Annotated in this window: 20 protein-coding genes; 11 read left to right on the top strand and 9 right to left on the bottom strand. The window is 73.7% G+C overall.

Annotation, left to right across the window (positions count from 1 at the left end; translation table 11 throughout):
- Window positions 1-60: 60 nt before the first annotated feature.
- Window positions 61-732, top strand: coding sequence for an O-methyltransferase (locus AOQ37_RS30745; RefSeq protein ID WP_062649122.1), 672 nt, complete (start codon window positions 61-63; stop codon window positions 730-732).
- Window positions 733-806: 74 nt separating this feature from the next.
- Here AOQ37_RS30745 and AOQ37_RS30750 read toward each other — a convergent pair whose 3' ends face one another.
- Complete coding sequence (locus tag AOQ37_RS30750) at window positions 807-1,199, bottom strand: hypothetical protein (protein WP_062649124.1); 393 nt, start codon at window positions 1,197-1,199, stop codon at window positions 807-809.
- Window positions 1,200-1,315: 116 nt separating this feature from the next.
- Between AOQ37_RS30750 and AOQ37_RS30755 the strand changes: the two genes are divergently transcribed.
- On the top strand, window positions 1,316-1,768 hold the full coding sequence (locus AOQ37_RS30755) for a DnaJ family domain-containing protein (protein WP_062649126.1): 453 nt from the start codon (window positions 1,316-1,318) through the stop codon (window positions 1,766-1,768).
- Here the strand turns inward: AOQ37_RS30755 and AOQ37_RS42035 are convergent.
- Window positions 1,757-2,680: a hypothetical protein gene (locus AOQ37_RS42035; RefSeq protein WP_062649128.1), complete on the bottom strand. Its 924-nt coding sequence runs from the start codon at window positions 2,678-2,680 to the stop codon at window positions 1,757-1,759. The two genes, AOQ37_RS30755 and AOQ37_RS42035, sit on opposite strands and share 12 nt — an antisense overlap.
- A 5-nt stretch (window positions 2,681-2,685) precedes the next feature.
- A complete protein-coding gene (locus AOQ37_RS30765; RefSeq protein WP_062649130.1) occupies window positions 2,686-3,381 on the bottom strand; it encodes a hypothetical protein in 696 nt (231 codons plus the stop codon).
- Window positions 3,382-3,580: 199 nt separating this feature from the next.
- On the opposite strand from AOQ37_RS30765, the gene AOQ37_RS30770 reads away from it, so the two are divergent.
- Complete coding sequence (locus tag AOQ37_RS30770) at window positions 3,581-4,168, top strand: GNAT family N-acetyltransferase (RefSeq protein ID WP_078890429.1); 588 nt, start codon at window positions 3,581-3,583, stop codon at window positions 4,166-4,168.
- Here AOQ37_RS30770 and AOQ37_RS30775 read toward each other — a convergent pair.
- Window positions 4,161-6,206, bottom strand: a complete 2,046-nt coding sequence (locus AOQ37_RS30775) for an MDR family MFS transporter (protein WP_062649132.1) — start codon at window positions 6,204-6,206, stop codon at window positions 4,161-4,163. The two genes, AOQ37_RS30770 and AOQ37_RS30775, sit on opposite strands and share 8 nt — an antisense overlap.
- Window positions 6,207-6,377: 171 nt before the next feature.
- Between AOQ37_RS30775 and AOQ37_RS30780 the strand changes: the two genes are divergently transcribed.
- Window positions 6,378-7,577 (top strand): peptidoglycan-binding domain-containing protein, encoded by a 1,200-nt coding sequence (locus AOQ37_RS30780; RefSeq protein ID WP_234437057.1) that lies wholly within the window; start codon window positions 6,378-6,380, stop codon window positions 7,575-7,577.
- A 12-nt stretch (window positions 7,578-7,589) separates the two neighbouring features.
- On the opposite strand, the gene AOQ37_RS30785 is transcribed toward AOQ37_RS30780, so the two are convergent.
- Complete coding sequence (locus AOQ37_RS30785; protein WP_062649136.1) at window positions 7,590-8,237, bottom strand: HAD-IA family hydrolase; 648 nt, start codon at window positions 8,235-8,237, stop codon at window positions 7,590-7,592.
- 164 nt (window positions 8,238-8,401) lie between these two features.
- Complete coding sequence (locus tag AOQ37_RS30790) at window positions 8,402-8,983, bottom strand: TMEM165/GDT1 family protein (RefSeq protein WP_062649138.1); 582 nt, start codon at window positions 8,981-8,983, stop codon at window positions 8,402-8,404.
- Between the two features lie 377 nt (window positions 8,984-9,360).
- Between AOQ37_RS30790 and AOQ37_RS30795 the strand changes: the two genes are divergently transcribed.
- From AOQ37_RS30795 to AOQ37_RS30810, 4 genes are all read left to right on the top strand, one after another.
- Entirely contained in the window at window positions 9,361-10,005 is a 645-nt protein-coding gene (locus AOQ37_RS30795; RefSeq protein WP_062649140.1) for an HNH endonuclease family protein, read from the top strand.
- 89 nt (window positions 10,006-10,094) lie between these two features.
- Window positions 10,095-11,759, top strand: a complete 1,665-nt coding sequence (locus AOQ37_RS30800; RefSeq protein WP_062649142.1) for an alkaline phosphatase D family protein — start codon at window positions 10,095-10,097, stop codon at window positions 11,757-11,759.
- 148 nt (window positions 11,760-11,907) lie between these two features.
- The gene (locus AOQ37_RS30805; protein ID WP_062649144.1) at window positions 11,908-13,974 is read left to right on the top strand and encodes an FAD/NAD(P)-binding protein; all 2,067 of its coding nucleotides are present in this window, start codon (window positions 11,908-11,910) and stop codon (window positions 13,972-13,974) included.
- Window positions 13,975-14,213: 239 nt separating this feature from the next.
- Entirely contained in the window at window positions 14,214-14,828 is a 615-nt protein-coding gene (locus AOQ37_RS30810; RefSeq protein WP_062649146.1) for a DedA family protein, read from the top strand.
- 99 nt (window positions 14,829-14,927) lie between these two features.
- Here AOQ37_RS30810 and AOQ37_RS30815 read toward each other — a convergent pair whose 3' ends face one another.
- Window positions 14,928-15,170 (bottom strand): DUF2277 domain-containing protein, encoded by a 243-nt coding sequence (locus AOQ37_RS30815; protein ID WP_062649148.1) that lies wholly within the window; start codon window positions 15,168-15,170, stop codon window positions 14,928-14,930.
- Between the two features lie 98 nt (window positions 15,171-15,268).
- Between AOQ37_RS30815 and AOQ37_RS30820 the strand changes: the two genes are divergently transcribed.
- On the top strand, window positions 15,269-16,174 hold the full coding sequence (locus AOQ37_RS30820; protein WP_062649149.1) for a ketopantoate reductase family protein: 906 nt from the start codon (window positions 15,269-15,271) through the stop codon (window positions 16,172-16,174).
- Here the strand turns inward: AOQ37_RS30820 and AOQ37_RS30825 are convergent.
- Window positions 16,164-16,706: a GNAT family N-acetyltransferase gene (locus tag AOQ37_RS30825; protein WP_062649151.1), complete on the bottom strand. Its 543-nt coding sequence runs from the start codon at window positions 16,704-16,706 to the stop codon at window positions 16,164-16,166. The genes AOQ37_RS30820 and AOQ37_RS30825 overlap by 11 nt on opposite strands.
- Window positions 16,707-16,903: 197 nt before the next feature.
- Here AOQ37_RS30825 and AOQ37_RS30830 point away from each other — a divergent pair, with 197 nt between their 5' ends.
- Together AOQ37_RS30830 and AOQ37_RS30835 are read left to right on the top strand one after the other, a co-directional pair.
- Window positions 16,904-17,305, top strand: coding sequence for a thiol-disulfide oxidoreductase DCC family protein (locus AOQ37_RS30830; protein WP_062649520.1), 402 nt, complete (start codon window positions 16,904-16,906; stop codon window positions 17,303-17,305).
- A 151-nt stretch (window positions 17,306-17,456) separates the two neighbouring features.
- The gene (locus AOQ37_RS30835) at window positions 17,457-17,801 is read left to right on the top strand and encodes a DUF8825 domain-containing protein (protein ID WP_062649153.1); all 345 of its coding nucleotides are present in this window, start codon (window positions 17,457-17,459) and stop codon (window positions 17,799-17,801) included.
- On the opposite strand, the gene sigJ is transcribed toward AOQ37_RS30835, so the two are convergent.
- A complete protein-coding gene (sigJ, locus tag AOQ37_RS30840) occupies window positions 17,798-18,760 on the bottom strand; it encodes an RNA polymerase sigma factor SigJ (RefSeq protein ID WP_062649155.1) in 963 nt (320 codons plus the stop codon). The genes AOQ37_RS30835 and sigJ overlap by 4 nt on opposite strands.
- Window positions 18,761-18,894 lie beyond the last annotated feature (134 nt).

The following is an 18,894-nucleotide window of genomic DNA, read 5'->3' on the forward strand; positions in this document are numbered from 1 at the left end:
ACTTAGCATGCCTGACTAGACATACCGCCAGATATGTCAGGTACACGAGAGGCAGAGCGCATGAGCGAGTCGCAGGCCTGGGACGCCGTCGACGCCTACTTCACCGACCATCTCGCCCCGGACGACGAGGTGACGGCCGCGGCCCTGCGCGACAGCGAGGCCGCCGGGCTGCCGCACGTCAACGTCACGGCGAACCAGGGCAAGCTGCTCCAGCTGCTCGCGGAGATCCAGGGGGCCCGGACGGTCCTGGAGATCGGCACCCTCGGCGGTTACAGCACGATCTGGCTGGCCCGCGCGCTGCCGTCCGACGGCCGGCTGATCTCGCTGGAGTACGACCCCCGGCACGCGGAGGTCGCCACCCGCAACATCGCCCGCGCGGGCCTGGACAAGCTGGTCGAGGTGCGGGTCGGGCCCGCCCTGGAGTCGCTGCCGCTGCTGGCCGACGAGAACCCGCCGCCGTTCGACCTCGTCTTCATCGACGCCGACAAGGTGAACAACGCCCACTACCTGGAGTGGGCGCTGAAGCTCACGAGCGTGGGCAGTCTGATCGTCGTCGACAACGTCGTACGCGGCGGCCGGGTCGTGGACGCCGACAGCGACGAGGGGGACGTGGCCGGCACCCGCGCCGCGATCGAGCTCATCGGCTCGCACCCCAGGCTGAGCGGCACGGCCGTCCAGACGGTGGGGGCGAAGGGCTACGACGGCTTCGCGCTGGCGCGCGTGCTGGCCTAGGCCGTGTCCGCGGGGTCCCGCCCGGCGCTGCCCTGCGGACACGACCCGGCCGCACGGCCCTTCCCCGGAAGCCGTCACGCCTCGTGATAGAAGCCCACGTTGACGCTGCGCGGCCCGGTGCGGTCGAGGACGATGATCTCGCCGGAGCCGCCGCGCGCCAGCGGCACGGTCCCGCCGTAGGCGAGCGGCTGCGCGTACCCGCCGCTCACCAGCCGTACCTCGGAGGACGGCTCGTCCTGCGAGCCGCGCAGCCAGGAGACCTGCCAGGTGCCCTCGGGACCGCACAGGAACTCCAGGTGCACCCGGGAGACGAACAGCCAGTCGTCGGGGGTCGCGAGGCGGCACACGGACTTGTCCCGGCCCACCCGGAGCACGGCACCCGGGTCGCTGGGCGAGTCGGCCATCAGCATGCCGGCCGTGGCGCCCTCTTCCGTCCCGGAGACGGTGGCCATGGTGAGTTCGAGCACGTGCGCTCCCCTTGAGATGTCTTCGGCATGCCTGTCGGCCTGCCGCTCCTCAGTGTGCTTGTACAGCGGCCGCATGATAAATCGCCCGGCCCCACCGCGTCCGGCACAATGGACGCATGACCGAGCGAAAGCCACCGGGTGTCCCGTTCGAGTCCTGGGTCGACAAGCAGATCCGGGACGCGGAGCGGCGCGGTGAGTTCGCCGAACTCCCGGGCGTGGGCAAGCCGTTGCCGGCGGGTACGGACACCACCTACGACGAACTCTGGTGGATCAAGCGCAAGATGGCCCGTGAGGGCCTCTCCGTCCTGCCGCCGACGCTCGCTCTGCGCAAGGAGGCGGAGGACGCGCTCGCGGCGGCGTACGCGGCGCCGTCGGAACGCATCGTCCGGAAGATCATCACGGACGTCAACGTCAAACTGCGCGACATGATGTTCAAGCCGCCGCCCGGCCCCCCGCTGGGCATGAAGCCGTACGACGTCGAGACGGTCGTACGGGAGTGGCGGGAGCGCCGGGCGACGGCAGGTGGGCCGGCCGCGAGGGCCGAAGGGGCCGAGGGCTCAGAGGTGTAGCAGCCGCTCGGTCAGTTCGCGGTAGTCCCGCAGGGCCAGCCGGAGCTGTTCGGTGTCGGTGGCCGTGGCGGTCGCCGAAGAGCGGTCCTTGCCGCCCTCGGCCGGCTGCCAGGACCCGCGCAGGGTACGGCGTCGCTGGTCCACGGCGTCCGTGAAGCGCGCGGCGAGTTCCTCGAGCACCCGGTCGGCCTCCGCGACGGCGTCGCGCGGGCCGTCGACGAACCCGACGACCGCGTGCCGCATGCGGGAGGCGATCCGGTCGCACTCGTCGTCCGGCAGGAGGGACTCGCCGTGACCGCCGGGACCGGCGTGCGCTGCGGCCGTCGTCGGTGCGCGGCCGGTGACGGTGTCCGCCGCGCCCGCCTCGCGGTGGCGGGGCGGTGCCCCTTCCTCCGAGGCGCTGAGCGGGCCCGCGTCGCGGCCGGAACCGGCGGCCCGGCCGCGCGCCGCGCCGCCCGTCTCGAAGCCGGTACCCGGCGGCGTCTGCTCCTCGACGGCTGTCGTGCCGCGAGTCGTCCCGCGCGGGTCCGCCGACGTCGTCCGTCCCCTCTCCCCCGGCAGGACGGTCTCGCCCGGCAGAGCGGCTCCACCCGGCGCGGCGGCCTCGCCGCTCCGTCCGGCCTCACCGGGCAGTGCCGTCTCGGCGGGCCCCGCGGTCCGAGCGGAGCGTGCGGCCTCGGCGGACGGCGCGGTGTCCGCGGACCGTGCGGTGTGCGCGGACCGTGCCGCGTCGGCGGCCCGTACGGCCTCGGCGGTCCGTGCGGCGTCGCCTGCCTTCGTGGCGCGGGCCCGGTCGCCCGCCGGGCGGTGGTCGTCGACGGGGACGCCGGGGACCGCGTCCGGGCTCGTACCCGTGTCCCGTGACGTGTCCCGCGTCGGGTCCGGCGTCTTGTTCGGTGTCAGATCGGGCATGGCGGTCAGCTCTCCTTCGCCTGGTGGCGGTGGAAGCCCCGCGGCAGGTGGTGGCCGGACCGGGAGCCGTTCTGGCTCACGCGCTGCTGCGCGCGAGGGCGGTCGGCGCCGAGGGAGGTCCCGCCGAGCAGGTCCTCGAAGAGGGCGCGGGCATCGACCATGGCGGCCCGCAGGTCCTCCGTGCCGGGCGCGCCGGACGTGCCGGTCGCGTGGGTGTCGTGCGTGCCGACGCCGTTGGCGCGCACCCGTGCGACATGGTGGACGCGGCGGTAGCCGTGCACGTGGTGTGCGTGGTGGACGGAGAGGGCGGCGAGCTGCTCCTCGTACTGGGCGCCGTCCGGGAAGCCCCGGGCACCGGCCACTTCCGCGAGCAGCCGGTCGGCCTCGGTGACCGCCTCCTGGGGCGAGTCGACGAACCGCTCCTGCGCGGCCGTCCAGCGGGCCTCGAACCTCTCACGCTCCGCGGGCTCGAGCGGGCGCTCGCGCAGCCCGCCGTGCCGCTCCACGAGGGCGTCGAGCTCGCGCTCGGCGGCCTTGACGTCGCCGTCGTGCCGGGCCACGGCACGGTCGTACTCGGGCCCGAAGCGACGCTTCAGACCGTGTCCGCCGTGCGAGCCGCGGGCCCGCACGGCCAGGACGGCCGCGACGGCGACGATGGCCGCCACGATCACGATCAGAGCGATGATCACTCCTGTGGACATGCCTTGCCTTCCGGTGTGTCGGCCCCACGGGCCGGTTCTCAGGTCGGGTTGCCCGGACTTCCCCGCCCAAACGGCATCCGCGGCCACCGGGCCGTGGGTGCCGGCGCCGGTCGGACCGTGGGTGCCGGCGCCGGCCGGGGCGAGGGGCCGACGCATTTCCGGTTGCGGATCCGCCGGACCGCCCTCGGACAATGTCCGCATGACGACGCCTCAGGTCTGGACCCTCACCGCCGAGCCCTTCGACTCACCGGCCGCCCGCGCCCTCTGGCGGGCGTACTACACCGAGGTCAGCGACCGCTACTACCTGCTGCACGAAGGGCGCAGGACCGATCCGGCCGAGCTGGAGCGGGGGGTCGTCGACCACACCGGTGCCGAACTCGCCCCGCCCGGTGGGCGGTTGCTCGTCGGCCGGTACGGCGGTGAGCCGGCCGGCACCGCGGGCGTACGGCTGAGGGACGCCGGCACCGCCGAGCTCACCCGGGTCTTCGTGCTGCCGGAGCTGCGCGGCAGGGGCGGCGCCGCGCTGCTCGTCCGGGGCGCCGAGGACGCCGCCCGCGCGCTCGGCGCGACCCGGATGATCCTCGACACCCGCGACGACCTCGTCGAGGCCCGAGCCCTGTACGCGCGGCTGGGTTACACGGAGACCGAGCCGCACAACGCGGACCCGTACGCCGACCACTGGTTGGCCAGGTCGCTCGGGCAGGGGGCCAGCGGGGCGCCGGGGCAGGGGACCATCGGCGCGCAGGGGCAGCGGACCAGCGGGTCGCCGGGGCAGGGGGTCAGCTGAGCCGGTGGTCGGGCACCACCCGCCCGCCGTGCGGCTGTTCGCGGTCCGAGCCGCACAGCTCGCTGTTCAGCTCCTTGACGAGCTGGACGAGGTCGGTGGGCCGGTCCGGGCCCCACCAGTCGCCGAGCAGTTCGGCGAGCGACTCCTCGCGGACCTCGGCGAGCCGCTCGGCGACCTCGCGGCCCTCGTCGGTCAGCACCATGTCGAGACCCTCGCGCGCGGCGAGCCCACGGCCCTCGACCTGCCGGACGGCCTCGATGATCACCGGCAGCGGGACGGTGGTGCGTTCGGCCAGCACCGCCGGTTCGACACGGCCGCAGCGTTTGATCCGCAGCAGCAGCCAGCTCGACGCCGGAAGGAGGTCCTGGCCGGCCCGGGCGGCGATCTTCCGGTAGATCTCGCGGCGGCCCTCGCGGGTGCCGAGGACGGACAGCGCCCGGCACACCTCGTCGTAGGAGGACCGTTCCACCGGGTTGCTGGCGAGGGTCTCCGTCACGTCGGGCGCGGTGACCGAGGCGCGCAGCGGGTCCTCCTTGAGGAACCACGCCAGGACGAAGCCGACGAGGGCGACGGGGGCGGCGTACAGGAAGACGTCGGTGATGGCGGACGCGTACGCGTGCAGGGCCTGGGGACGCACGGTGGACGGCAGCTCGGCGATGCCCCGCGGGTCGGACTCGAGTCCGTCCACCGAGACCCCGGACGGGAGCCGCACGCCCCGGAAGGCGTCCGTGAGCTTGTCCCCGAGACGGCCCGAGAAGATCGTGCCGAAGATCGCGACGCCGAAGGAGGCGCCGATCGAGCGGAAGAAGGTCGCGCCGGAGGTGGCGACGCCGAGGTCCTCGTAGGCGACGGCGTTCTGCACGATCAGCACCAGCACCTGCATGACCAGGCCGAGACCGAGCCCGAACACGAAGAAGCAGGCGCTCATCGCGCCCGTGGAGCTGTGCTCGTCGAGCCGGTGCAGGAGGAGCAGGCCGAGCGTGGTGACGCCGGTGCCGAGGACCGGGAACACCTTCCAGCGGCCGGTGCGGCTGACGATCTGTCCGGAGGCGGTGGACGCGAGCAGCAGGCCGGCCACCATCGGCAGCATGTGCACGCCCGACAGGGTCGGTGAGACGCCCTGCACCACCTGGAGGAAGGTCGGCAGGTAGGTCATCGCGCCGAACATCGCGAAGCCGACGATGAAGCTGATCACCGCGGAGAGGGTGAAGGTGCGGACGCGGAACAGCTTCAGGGGGAGCACCGGTTCGGCCGCCCGCCGTTCGACGGCCACGAAGGCCACGGCCAGCAGGACGCCCACCACCGCCAGGGCGACGATCTGCGGCGAGGCCCAGTCCCAGGTGGTGCCGCCGAGCGAGGCCACCAGGACCAGGCAGGTGGCGACCGCGGCGATGAGGAAGGTGCCGAGGTAGTCGATGACGTGCCGGGCCGACCTGCGCGGGATGTGCAGCGCGGTCGCGATGACGGCGAGGGCGACGACACCGACGGGCAGGTTGACGTAGAACACCCAGCGCCAGCTCAGATGCTCGGTGAACAGGCCGCCCAGCAGCGGGCCGAGGACGCTCGTGGCGCCGAACACCGCGCCGAACAGGCCCTGGTAGCGACCGCGGTCGCGCGGCGGGACGAGGTCGCCGACGATGGCCATCGACAGCACCATCAGGCCGCCGCCGCCCAGTCCCTGGAGTGCGCGGAAGGCGATCAACTGCGGCATGTTTTGCGCCATTCCGCACAGCGCCGAGCCGATCAGGAAGATGACGATCGCGGTCTGGAACAGCCTTTTGCGCCCGTACTGGTCACCGAGTTTGCCCCACAGCGGGGTCGCGGCCGTCGACGCGAGCAGATACGCGGTGACCACCCACGACAGGTGCTCCATACCACCGAGCTCGCTGACGATCGTGGGCAGGGCGGTCGACACGATCGTCTGGTCCAGGGCCGCGAGCAGCATGCCGAGCAGGAGGGCGCCGATGGACACGAGGACGTTTCCGGACACGTGTTCCTCACGCGGATCCGCCGCCCTGCTGTGCGCGTCCAAGACCATGGATGCCTCCCGAGGCTGTGGTGACCCCCTCCATCGTGATCGGTGTGACCCGTTATGGCCTCTCGAGTCCTGTTGCGCCCTGACGGAATACGACATTCCGGGGGCCGCGGGCGGCGAGGCGTGTGAAGGATCTGCATAATCTCTGGAGTTTGAATGGGGAGGGACGAACACGTGATCGATCCGACGGGGCACCAGGGGCGCTCGGGGCAGCAGGGGCTGCCGTGCCCGGAGTGCGGAGCGCTCCGCGCGCTCGACAACACCCCGTCCTGCGCCTGCGCCCGGCGCGCCTCCGAGGCCCAGCGCGACACGCGCACGACGGAGGCGGCCGCCGCGGAGGACTTCGATCCGTTGCGTATACGGCCCTACGTCGAGCTGGGAACCGACGCCGGGGGCGAGCCCGGCGGCAGGATCGGCGACCAGACCGGCGACGGGACGACGGGCGTGGCGGGGAACGAGCCCCAGGGCCGCCCCGGGAGCCCCTCCGGCCCCACCGACGTGACCATGCCGCTCCCGGCCGTGCCGGGCGTTCCGGGTGTTCCGGGTGTTCCGGGTGTTCCGGGCGGGGCTGCCGTGCCAGGTGTTCCGGCCGACGCGACGATGCCCCTGCGCGCCGTGCACCCGGCCGGCCCGGCGCCCGACAGGACGGCGGCGCTGCCCACTCCCCTGATGTCGTCCGCCTCCGAGCCCAGCACGACCGATCTGAGCCTGTTCGAGGCGGCGGACGCCGACGTCCTACACCCCGACGACGAGGAGCCGGACCGCCCGCGCCGCCGCACGCTGCTGATCGCGACGACCGCGGCCGTCGTCGCCGTGGTGGCGGCGGCCGGTTTCGCCTCCGGGCTGTTCACCTACGAGAAGCCGACGCGGGACGGGGCGGCGCCCCAGGATGTGCGGGCGGCCGTGCCCGACGTCTCGACCAGCGCCGCCTCGGCATCGGCCTCGCCGAGTCGCTCGGCGTCCCCGTCGGCCTCCGAGGCCTCGCCGTCGCCCTCGGAGAGCGAGAGCCCGTCGCCCTCGGCTTCGGAGTCGACCGCCTCGCCCTCGGCGTCCCCGTCGGCGGACGCCGGACAGGCCACGCCGACCGCCCGCGTGACCGGCTCCCTGGCGCCCGGCGACGGGACGGACGACGAGGACGACCCCGGCGAGGCGGTCGTGCTGCGACGCGGCGACAAGGGCGCCGAGGTGACCGAACTCCAGCTGCGGCTGCACCAGCTGTTCCTCTACAACGGCGAGGCCGACGGCACGTTCAGCGGCCAGGTCGAGGACGCCCTGCGCAACTACCAGTGGTCGCGGGGCACGACGGGAGACGGCATGGGCGTCTACGGACCGCTGACCCGGGCCCGCCTGGAGTCGGAGACGGCGGAGCCGTAGCCCCGCGGCGCCTCACGCCACGTGGAGGCGCACCCCGGACCCGTCCGGCTCCACCCGGACCTGCCGCAGATCACGGACCACCGCGTCGGGTCCGTGCACGGCCGCCCGGGGCCCGACGCCCACGACCCGCATCCCGGCGGCCCGGCCGGCCGCTATGCCCGCTCCGGAGTCCTCGAACACCACACAGTCGGCCGGGGCGATCCCCAGCTCGGCCGCGCCCTTCAGGAAGCCCTCGGGGTCCGGCTTGCTCGCGCCGACCGCCTCCGCCGTGACGCGCACGTCCGGGAGCGGCAGTCCGGCCGCGGCCATCCGGGCCGTCGACAGCGGCCCGTCCGCCGAGGTGACCAGCGCGTGCGGCACACCCCGCAGGGAGGCGAGGAACTCCGGCGCGCCGGGCACCGGAACGACGCCGTCCATGTCGACGGTCTCCTCCGCGAGCATCCGCGCGTTGTCGGCGTGGTTCAGGTGCACAGGCCGGCTGGGCAGCAGCACGGCCATCGAGGCGTAGCCCTGACGGCCGTGGACGACCTTCATCACCTCGTCGCCGTCGAGCCCGTGCGCGTCGGCCCAGCGTCGCCAGACCCGCTCCACGACGGTGTCGGAGTTCACGAGGGTGCCGTCCATGTCGAGCAGGAGGGCGCGGGCGGTCAGGACCGGCATCAGCAGCTCCAGGTAGGAAGAGACAAGGCGGCCCCGCCCGCCGGTCAGGGAAAACGGACGGGAGCCACTTTGTTTCTCTACGGTACAAAACAATGCGGGTCCACCGCCACCCCGGGCCGCGAGGCTGGGTGAGCGTTCACCCGCCGTTCAGCTCGGCCCCGGCCTCAGCCGGCGATCGCCTCCCACAGGCTCCACACGCCGAGGGCCAGCATCAGCAGGGCCGCGATCTGCGTGATCAGCTTGAGCGGCACCCGCTTCATCAGCGCCTTTCCACCGACGATGCCGAGTCCGGCCACCGCCCACAGCGCCAGCACCGCACCCAGTCCGACCGAGAGCGGATCGTCGTAGCGGGCGGCGAGGTTCGCCGTCATGATCTGGGTGAGATCGCCGAACTCGGCGACGAGGATCAGCATGAAGCCCGCGCCGGCGACCTTCCAGAAGGACTGGTTCTCCGGCCGCCGGACCTCCTCCTCGCCCTCGTCCTTCTTCAGCAGCAGCACCGCCGCGCCACCCAGGAACAGGACACCGGTCAGCGCGTGCACGAGCTGCTGCGGGAGGAGGGTCAGCACGCTGCCCGCCGCGACGGCCAGCGCGACATGCAGCGCGAAGGCGGCGGCGACCCCGGCGAAGACGTACGAGGCGCGGTAGCGGGTGCCGAGGACGAGGCCGGCGAGCGCGGTCTTGTCCGGCAGCTCGGCCAGGAAGACGACGCCGAAGACGAGCGCCGTCACGGTGGTGCTGATCAAGGTTCCTCAATCGGTCGGGGCCGCCCCACCGAGAGTCCTGAGCCCTTCAGGAGAAAAGACACCTCGGCACGGCAGCACACATGTCATCCCTGCCGTGGGGCACGGATGTGCACTGCTTGCCGAAGGTCTCGCTGGCCGACCCTGTGACGGGCCTGCCTCCGGGCGCCGGCTCAGACGAGCTGAGCAGTATGTCGACGGTCCGGCGAAGAGCTACTCCCCTTCTGCGTTCCCCATTGTACGAGATCGTTCTGCCATAAACCTTGTCGTGTCATGCACACGTCACTAACTTCTCACCGGGCGCACATCTCCCCGCAACGTGCGGCCGCGAGCATTCCCACGCTCGCGCTCCAACACCCCGCCTCCCCCATGGAGTTCGCATGTCGAAGTTCTACGCGCGTGGACGGCTGAGCATACTCGCCGCCCTCACCGGCCTCATAGCCTCGGTCGGGCTGCTCAACTCCCCGACCGCCTCCGCCGCCCTCCCCACCCCGGTCAGCGCCGCGACCGCGCGGACCTACCTCGCCTCGCTCACCGTGGCGACCGAGGTCCGCACCGGCTACAGCCGTGACCTCTTCCCGCACTGGATCACCATCTCCGGCACCTGCAACACCCGGGAGACGGTCCTCAAGCGGGACGGTACGAACGTCGTCACCAGCTCCGCCTGCGCCGCCACCAGCGGCAGCTGGTTCTCCCCCTACGACGGCGCCACCTGGACCGCCGCCGCCGATGTCGACATCGACCACATGGTCCCGCTCGCCGAGGCCTGGGACTCCGGGGCCCGCAACTGGACCACCGCCCAGCGCCAGGCCTTCGCCAACGACCTCACCCGCCCGCAGCTCATCGCCGTCACGGACAACGTGAACCAGTCCAAGGGCGACCAGGACCCGGCCGAGTGGATGCCGTCGGTCACCTCGTACCGCTGCACCTACGTCCGCGCGTGGGTCCAGGTCAAGTACTACTACGGCCTGTCGGTGGACTCCGCCGAGAAGAGCGCGCTCACCGGCTACCTGGCGAGCTGCTGATCGACTCGTGACCGGGGCGATCTCGCGGGGATCTCCCCACTCCCCTCCGTCGTTCCGTACCGTACGGGGCGACGGAGGAGGGCGATCTCGTGACCGAACTGCGGCTGGGACCACTGCTGAGGTACGCCGACGGCTCGACGGCGACCGTATGGATCGAGGCGAGCCGACCGTGCGCCACCGAGGTGCGCTGCGCGGACGGGGCGGGCGGCACCGCCCACACCTTCCAGGTGGCGGGCCACCACTACGCCCTTGTCCAGGTGACGGGCCTGACGGCGGGCACCGCCACGGGGTACGAGGTGTTCCTCGACGGCGCCCGGGTGTGGCCGCTGCCCGACTCCCCCTTCCCGCCCTCGGAGATCCGCACCCCCGCCGCGGCCGACGCCGGCGCGGACGGTGACGGGGACGGTGGCGGTGAAGAGGTCCGGGTGGCGTTCGGCTCCTGCCGCTGGGCGGCACCCCCGGCCGGCGGGCACGACCCCGTGGGTCCCGACGCCCTGGACAGCCTGGCCGCCCGCCTGGCCGCCGATCCGGCGGCCGAGCGGCCCGACGTCCTGCTGCTGCTGGGCGACCAGGTCTACGCCGACGAGGTCTCCGACGCGACCAAGGAGCGGATCTCCGCCCGGCGCGGCCTCGCCGACGCGCCGGGGGCCGAGGTCGCGGACTACGAGGAGTACACCTGGCTCTACTACGAGTCCTGGCTCGACCCCGAGGTGCGCTGGCTGCTGTCCACCGTGCCCAGCTGCATGGTCTTCGACGACCACGACGTCATCGACGACTGGAACACCTCCGCCTCCTGGCTGGCCGACATGCGGGGCACGCCCTGGTGGCGCGAGCGGCTGCTGAGCGGCCTGATGTCGTACTGGGTGCACCAGCACCTCGGGAACCTCTCCCCGGCCGAGCTGGCCACCGACCCGCTCTACGCCGCCGTGCGCGAGGCCCCCGACGGCACCGACGCGCTGCGCGCCTTCGCCTGCCGCGCCGACGCGGACCCCGCGTCCGTGCGCTGGAGCTACCGGCGCGACTTCGGGCGGGTGCGGCTGCTGATGGTGGACAGCAGGGCGGCGCGGGTCCTCGCCGAGGGTGAGCGCGCGATGCTCCACCCTGGCGAGCTGTCCTGGCTGCGCGAACAGGCCCTCGACGATCCCGGCTCCTTCGACCACCTGCTCCTGGGCACCTCGCTGCCCTGGCTGCTGCCGCACCTGGTGCACGACGCCGAGGAGTGGGACGCGGCGCTGAGCCGGGGCGAGCGCGGGGAGCGCTGGGCCCGCGTCGGGGAGAAGGTGCGGCGGGGGGCGGACCTGGAGCACTGGGCGGCCTTCCCGGAGTCCTTCGCGCAGTTGGCGGCGCTGATCGCCGAGACCGGTACGGGAGCGGGGGCACCGGCGAGCGTGCTGGTGCTCTCCGGGGACGTGCACCACGCGTACGTGGCCGAGCCGTACTGGCACGACGGAAGCGGTCCCGACGCGCGGGTGCTCCAGCTCACCTGCTCCCCCGTGCACAACTCGGTCCCGCTGTCGATCCGGGTGGGCTTCCGCTTCGGCTGGAGCGCCGTGGCCCGGGCGCTCGGCCGCCGGCTCCGCCGGCACGGCCGCTGCCCCCGGCCGCCGGTCGGCTGGCGCAAGAAGGGCGGGCCGTGGTTCGGCAACCAGCTCATGTTCCTCACCCTGCGCGGGCGTTCGGCCCGGCTGCGGCTGGAGCAGGCGCAGGAGGACGGGTCGCTCACGACGGTACGGGAGTCCGACCTGACGTCCTGAGGCGGGACAACCGGGGCGTCCGGGGCCCGCGTTGGCTTCCGGGACGACCGACGGCATGATGAGGCGGACCGTCCGCTTCCACCGCGGGTTCCGCGGGCGGTCCGCTCCATCGCGCCCCACACGCCCGGGAGTCACCCTCTTGCCCTCAGTGAACGCCGACCGAGCCGACGCCGAAGCGCCCACGCCGGACGCGGACGCGGGACCACCGGTCACCGTGTCCGTCGCCCTCGTCGGCGCCGGGCCGCGCGGCACCAGCGTCCTGGAACGCCTCTGCGCCTCCGCGCCCGGCCTCCTTCCGCCCGGGACGCGACTGACGGTCCACGTCGTCGACCCCGCCCCGCCGGGACCGGGGAGCGTATGGCGCACCGGGCAGTCGCCGGAGCTGCTGATGAACACCGTGGCCTCGCAGGTCACTCTGTTCACCGACGACAGCGTGGACTGCGCGGGCCCGATCCGCCCGGGCCCGAGTCTGCACGCGTGGGCGGCCGGCACGCTGGGCCCGGACGAGTACCCGACCCGCGCGCACTACGGCCGCTACCTGGAGTGGGTGTTCGCCCGGACGGTGCGCCAGGCCCCGCCGTCGGTGCACGTCGAGACGCACGCGGCCCGCGCGGTCCGGCTCGACGAGGAAGCCGACGGCCGCCAGGTGCTCACCCTGGACGACGGCCGGATCCTGTCCGGCCTGTCCGCCGTCGTCCTCGCCCAGGGGCATCTGCCGGTGGTCGCCGACGCCGCCCAGCGACGCCATGGCGCGTACGCGCGGCGGCACGGCCTGCGGCACGTGCCGCCCGCCAACCCGGCCGACGTCGACCTCGGCACACTCGCCCCCGGCGAACCGGTGCTGCTGCGCGGCCTGGGCCTGAACTTCTTCGACCACCTGGCCCTGCTGACCACCGGCCGGGGCGGCCGCTTCGTCCCCACCGGCACGGGCACCGGCACCGACCCGCGCACGGGCCCCGGCAGCGGCAGCGGCACCGGCGCCGGCACCGGCAGCGACCGTGCGGCCCTGCGCTATCTGCCCTCCGGTCACGAGCCGCTGCTGTACGCCGGCTCCCGGCGCGGCATCCCGTACCAGGCGCGCGGCGACAACGCCAAGGGACCGTACGGCCGGCACCGGCCCCTCGTGCTGACCCCGGAGGTGATCGCGGGGTTCCGCAAGCGCGCGGACTCCGGCGAGGCGCCCGACTTCCTGGCCGAGATATGGCCGTTGGTGGCCAAGGAGGTGGAGACGGTCCACTACGCGGCCCTGCTGCGGCAGCCGGGGCGGCCCGGACCCGTCGAGGACTTCGTACGGGAGTTCACGGCCGTCCCGCACCGCGACGACCGGGAGGCCGTGATACTCGACGGGTTCGGGATACCGCGGGCCGACCGCTGGAGCTGGGAGCGGATCTCCCGGCCGTACGCGGGACGGCGGTTCGCGCATCCGGGGCAGTGGCGGGACTGGCTGCTCGGGTATCTGCGCAGGGACGCGGCGGACGCCGCCCGGGGCAACGTGGACGGGCCCGTGAAGGCGGCCCTGGACGTCCTGCGCGACCTGCGCAACGAACTGCGGCTGATCGTCGACCACGCCGGACTGACCGGCGCCTCCCGCCGGGACCACCTGGACCGCTGGTACACCCCGCTCAACGCGTTCCTGTCCATCGGCCCGCCGCGCCGCCGCGTCGAGGAACTGGCCGCCCTGGTGGAGGCGGGAGTGGTGGAGGTGCTCGGGCCCCGGCTGGAGGTGCGGGAGGAGGACGGGGCCTGGCGGGCGCACGCGCCGGACGTGCCCGGGTCGGCCGTCCGGGTGACGACGCTCATCGAGGCGCGGCTTCCGGAACCGGATGTGCGACGCACCGCCGACGGCCTCCTCGCGCGGCTGCTGACGACCGGACAGTGCCGCCCCCACACGGTGGACGGCTACGAGACCGGCGGGCTGGACGTCACCGCGCGCCCCTACCACCTGATCGACCGCCAAGGTCGGCCGCACCCACGGAGGCTGGCCTTCGGAGTGCCCACGGAGGGCGTGCACTGGGTCACCGCGGCGGGCGCCCGCCCAGGGGTGGACTCGGTCACCCTCTCGGATGCGGACGCGGTGGCGCGAGCCGCTCTGCGCACGGCGGCCGGGGAGGCCGCATGCCCGGCCGAGTCCCGGGCGGAACGGACGGGACCACCGGCGCAAGGCCCGGCCACCGAGCGGGAGCCCGCGGCGCGGAAGGCCACGGTCTCCGCCTGATCCCGTCCCCGGGACACGGTGGTCCGCGGTCACCCGGGCTCCCCCGGAGCCCGGGTGACCGCGGATCAGCAGGAGGTGCGTGCACCGGGTGAACATGCCGCACCGAACACATGAGCCCCCCGTGAATCCACTGTCACACCCCGGGCGTACGCTGTATGGCTGTCATTGGCCGCACCTGCCGCTCCCCCGCGACACAGCGGCACGGTCGGCCGTCACGGGGGAGACACGGGGAGTCAGTGGTGTTCGAAAGTGTGGGGGTTCTGCTCGGCAGCCCATGGATCTACGCGGTGGTGGGCCTGTCGGTCCTCCTCGACGTGTTCCTGCCGGTGCTGCCCAGCGGGGTGCTCGTCATCACGGCGGCGACGGCCGCCGCGGCCGGTTCGGGCGCGGCGACCGGGCAGGTGCCGCACGACGTGCCGGACATCATGGTCCTGATCCTCTCCGCGACCACCGCCTCGGTGCTGGGCGACCTGGTGGCCTACCGGCTGGCCTGGCGCGGCGGTGCGCGCCTGGACCGGGCGATCTCCCGCTCCCGTCGGCTGACCACCGCGCAGGAACGTCTCGGCGAGGCGCTGGCCCGGGGCGGCGGCGCCCTGGTCGTCCTGGCCCGCTTCGCCCCCGCCGGCCGCTCCGTCGTCTCCCTCATCGCGGGCGCCGCCCACCGCCGCCCCCGCGAGTTCCTCCCCTGGTCCGCCCTGGCCGGCCTCTCCTGGGCGGGCTACAGCGCCGCCCTCGGCTACTTCGGCGCGCACTGGCTGGGCACGACCTGGCTGGCGACGGGAGTCTCGGTGCTCGCGCTGTTCGGCGCGGGCGCCGCCGCGGCGTACGTCATGCGACGGCAGCCCACGGCCTAGAACACGGGCCTGGGCCGGACGTCGACGCGGGCCTGGGCCGGACGTCGACGCGGGCCTGGGCCGGCGACAGGGCTGCCGGGGACGCGACCGGGGCGGGCGCTACGAGGGCGTGGGCGCCGTCGCGGCACGGCCGGACCCGCGCACCTCCAGCCCGTCCAGCAACTCCGCCGTGGCCGCGGCGATGACCTCGACCGCTCGCTCGAACACCTCCCGGTTGTGCTCGGCCGGTGCCCGGAAGCCGGACACCTTGCGGACGTACTGAAGGGCTGCGGCGCGCATGTCGTCCTCCGTCGCCTTCTCGGGCAGGGCGGGGGGACGCAGCGTCTTGATGCTCCGGCACATGTCTCCCAGTCTCCCCCGTCACCCCGCCCTCGTGCCATGATCACCTCACAGGCGGCCACCGCACCCGCGGGGCCGACCGACGAGAGGGACAACCGCACATGACGAAGGACATACTCAGCGTCGCCGTCCTCGGCCCCGGCGGGGTGGGCGGGCTGCTCGCGGCCCTGCTGTCCCGGGCCGGCCACCGGGTGACCTGCCTGGCCGGCGAGGAGACCGCCGCGACCCTGCGCACCGAGGGCATCAGCGTCCGCAGCACCGTCTTCGGCGACTTCACGGCCGCGGTCGCGGCCGACACCGAGCTGCGCACCCCCGTGGACGCGGTGCTGGTCACCGTCAAGCACACCGCCCTGGAGGCGGCCCTGACCCGGGTCCCGGCCCCGTCCCTGGGCGAGGACACCCTCCTGGTGCCTTTCCTGAACGGCATCGAGCATCCGGCGGCCCTTCGGGCCCGGTACCGACCGGACCGGGTCGCGCCGGCCGTCGTCCGGGTCGAGTCGACCCGGGTCGCGCCGGGCGTGATCGAGCACGGCAGCGCCTTCGCGGAGATCGACCTGACCGGCGACGCCGTGCCGCGCCCGCGGCTCGACGCGTTCGCACGGGTCCTGGCGGAGGCCGGCCCGGCCGTACGCGTCGCGGCGGACGAGACGTCCGCCCTGTGGGCGAAGATGGCCTTCCTCGCACCGTTCGCCCTGCTCACCACGCGACACGGGCTGCCGCTGGGCGAGGTCCGCACCCGGTACCGCGAGGAACTGACCGCCCTGGTCGAGGAGACCGCCGCCGTCAGCCGCGCCTGCGGCGCCCCCGCCGACCCGGCCCGGGCACTCGCCCGTTACGACTCCTTCGCCCCGGCCACGAAGTCCTCCATGCAGCGCGACGCCGAGGCCGGGCGCCCTCTCGAACTCGACGCGATCGGCGGGGCGTTGCTGCGCGCGGCCGAGCGGCACGGGGTCGCGGTGCCGGTGACCGCGCGCCTGGTAAGGGAGTTGACGGACACTACGCGGTAGCGGCGGGCCCGGTGCGCAGGTCGACGTACCAGTCGTTGGACCTGATCGGGTTCCCCTTCGGGTACTCGAGATCGACCTGCCCGAGCAGGGTGAACCCGGCCTTGCGGCACACCCCGTTGGACGCCGTGTGGTCCACCTTGGGAAACGCGTGCAGGGCCGGGTGACCGCCGTCCGCGGCCCGCTGCCGTACGACGTCCACGAGCGCCCGGGCCGCCCGCGCGGCGAGCCCCCGGCCCTGGAACTCGGGCAGGATCGCCCAGCCCGTCTCCCACGCCGGCGCGCCACGCCACTCGCGCTCCCAGTACCCGATCGAGCCGACGGTCTCCCCGGTGTCCGCGAGCGTCACCCGGTACATGAGCCCGGCGAACGGCTCGACATAGCGCCGATGCCGGTCGGCCAGCTTCTCCTCGCTCTCCGGCCCACCCAGATGTTCGGTCATCGCGGGACTGTTGGCCCGCCGGAGCAGCCAGAAGTCCCCCTCCGACCACGGCACCAACACCACCTGTTCCCCTCCCGCCGCGTCTTCGTCCATGCGCGTCACCCTAGGCCGTGGGTACGACACCGGCGCCGGGCCGCCACCCGTGCGACGCTACGGTGAGGAACCGATCGGTGATCCGGACGGTGGACCGGTCGACGGACCGGTCGGTGAATGCAGGTCGGCGCCCCCACCACGGGTGGGGAGGTGGAGGGAAACCAGTGACCAGCCCCGCTCCGCACGGTCCTCGCTCCGTGCCCCCGGCACTCGCCCCCGCGGTCGTCCCGGTACTCGCCTACGACGGGGACTGCGGCTTCTGCCAGGCCTCCGTCGACCGTCTCCGCGGCCTCGCCGCACCGGCGCTGGAAGCGGTTCCGTGGCAGTTCCTGCCGGCGGAGTCGACCGCCGCGCATCTCGAACGGCTGGACCGGGAGGTGTTGTTGCTGCGCGGCGGCGCGGTCCTCGCGGGCGGGTCCGACGCGCTGGCCCGCTGGCTCGGCACCTCACCGTCCGCCGCGTACCGCACGCTCTCCGCCCTCCTCCGGCTGCCCGGCGTCCGGGGCTGCGCCCGCCTGGTCTACCGCCGGGTGTCGCGCAACCGGCACCGGCTGCCCGGCGCCACGGCGGCGTGCGCGGTCCCGCCGCGCGGCGCGTGAGGCCCGGCGCACGCCGTCACGTCCCACCGGCGCGGCCCCGCCCGCCCTCACCGACGCCCCCGCGGACACCCGAGAAACATTCGAACGTACGTTCACACGAACACCCCGAAGGAGCTCGCCACTCAAATTCGAACAGGCGTACCATTGCCGGGTGGCTACGACCTATGACTTTCCCAGCGACCTGCGCGCCGGTCAGGAGGAGCTGCATCAGGTCAGGGCCGAGCTGTCGGCCCTGCTGAAGCGGCTCCCCTGGTCGGTCGAGCCCCTGGACGGCTTCAGCGACGACGCGGGCTGGCGCAAGACCGAACGCCCCGCGTCCCCCGGCTGGACGGCCGACGAGCAGGCCGAGGTGGAGAAGCTCCGGCGGCGCGAGCACGAGCTCGCGGTGTTCGTGACCTGCCACCGCTTCTGGGCGGAGGTCGCGGCCCCGGACCGGGTGTCGGCCCGCATGAGCCTCAAGCACACCTACGGCACCCCACCGGAGGACCACGGTTAGACCGCGCTCCGGCCCGGTTCTCGGCCGACCCGCCAGGGCCGGAGTTTCTCGGGGTTGCGCACCGCCCAGATACGCCTGATCCGGTCGCCCGCGATCTCGAACGCGAACACGGTCGCGATGTCGCCGCCCTGCCGCGTCACCAGGCCGGGCAGCCCGTTGACCGTGCACTCCAGGAACGTCGTGCGGTCGCCCGAGACCCGCGCGATCTCGGCGTAGGCACGGGCGACCCGCTCGCCGCCCACGATCGGGTGCAGATGGGTGACGGCCAGCCCGCCGCCGTCGGCGGTGGCGATGGCCTCGGGGTCGAGCAGGCCGATCAGGGCGTCGATGTCCTTGGCCTGCCAGGCCGTCCTGAACCGCCTGACGATGGCGGCCTGCCCGGCGCTCGGGCCCGCCGTGGCCTGTGCGGTGCGCAGACGGCGCCGGGCGGACGAGGCCAGCTGACGGCACGCCGCCGGGGTGCGCCCGACGATCCCGGCGATCTCGCCGAAGGGGAAGCGGAAGACGTCGTGCAGGACGAACGCGACGCGCTCGGCCGGCGTCATCGCGTCGAGGACGACCAGGAAGGCCATCGTCACGGACTCGTCGAGGGTGACCCGGTCGGCCGGGTCGGTCCCGCCGGTGCCGGAGCGCCCGGTGATCCACTCCGTGGGCTCGGGCAGCGGTTCCGGGATCCAGTCGCCCACGTACCGCTCCCGCCTGACCCGCGCCGAGCCGAGCAGGTTCAGGCAGATCCGGCCGGCGACCGTCACCAGCCAGGCGCCGGGCGACTCGATGGCCCGTTGCTCCGGTACGGACAGGGCGCACCAGCGGGCGTAGGTCTCCTGCACGACGTCCTCGGCGTCGGAGAGCGACCCGAGCAGCCGGTAGGCGAGGTTGATCAGCCGGTGCCGCTCGCTCATGATCGCGCCGAGATCCGGATCGCTCCGCTCGTCGCCGGGCTCGGCTCTGGTGGTCATGGTCCGGAGTCTCCCTCGCTCGGCTGTGCCTGCACCCGTTACGACAGAACAGCGCACCGGACTGTGAGGCGAAGCCCCACCTCACATTCCGCAGGGCTGGGTTGTCCTGTCCGACAGGACGACGACCAGACCCT

Source organism: Streptomyces maremycinicus, from assembly GCF_001184025.1.
GTDB classification, from domain to species: Bacteria; Actinomycetota; Actinomycetes; order Streptomycetales; family Streptomycetaceae; genus Streptomyces; species Streptomyces maremycinicus.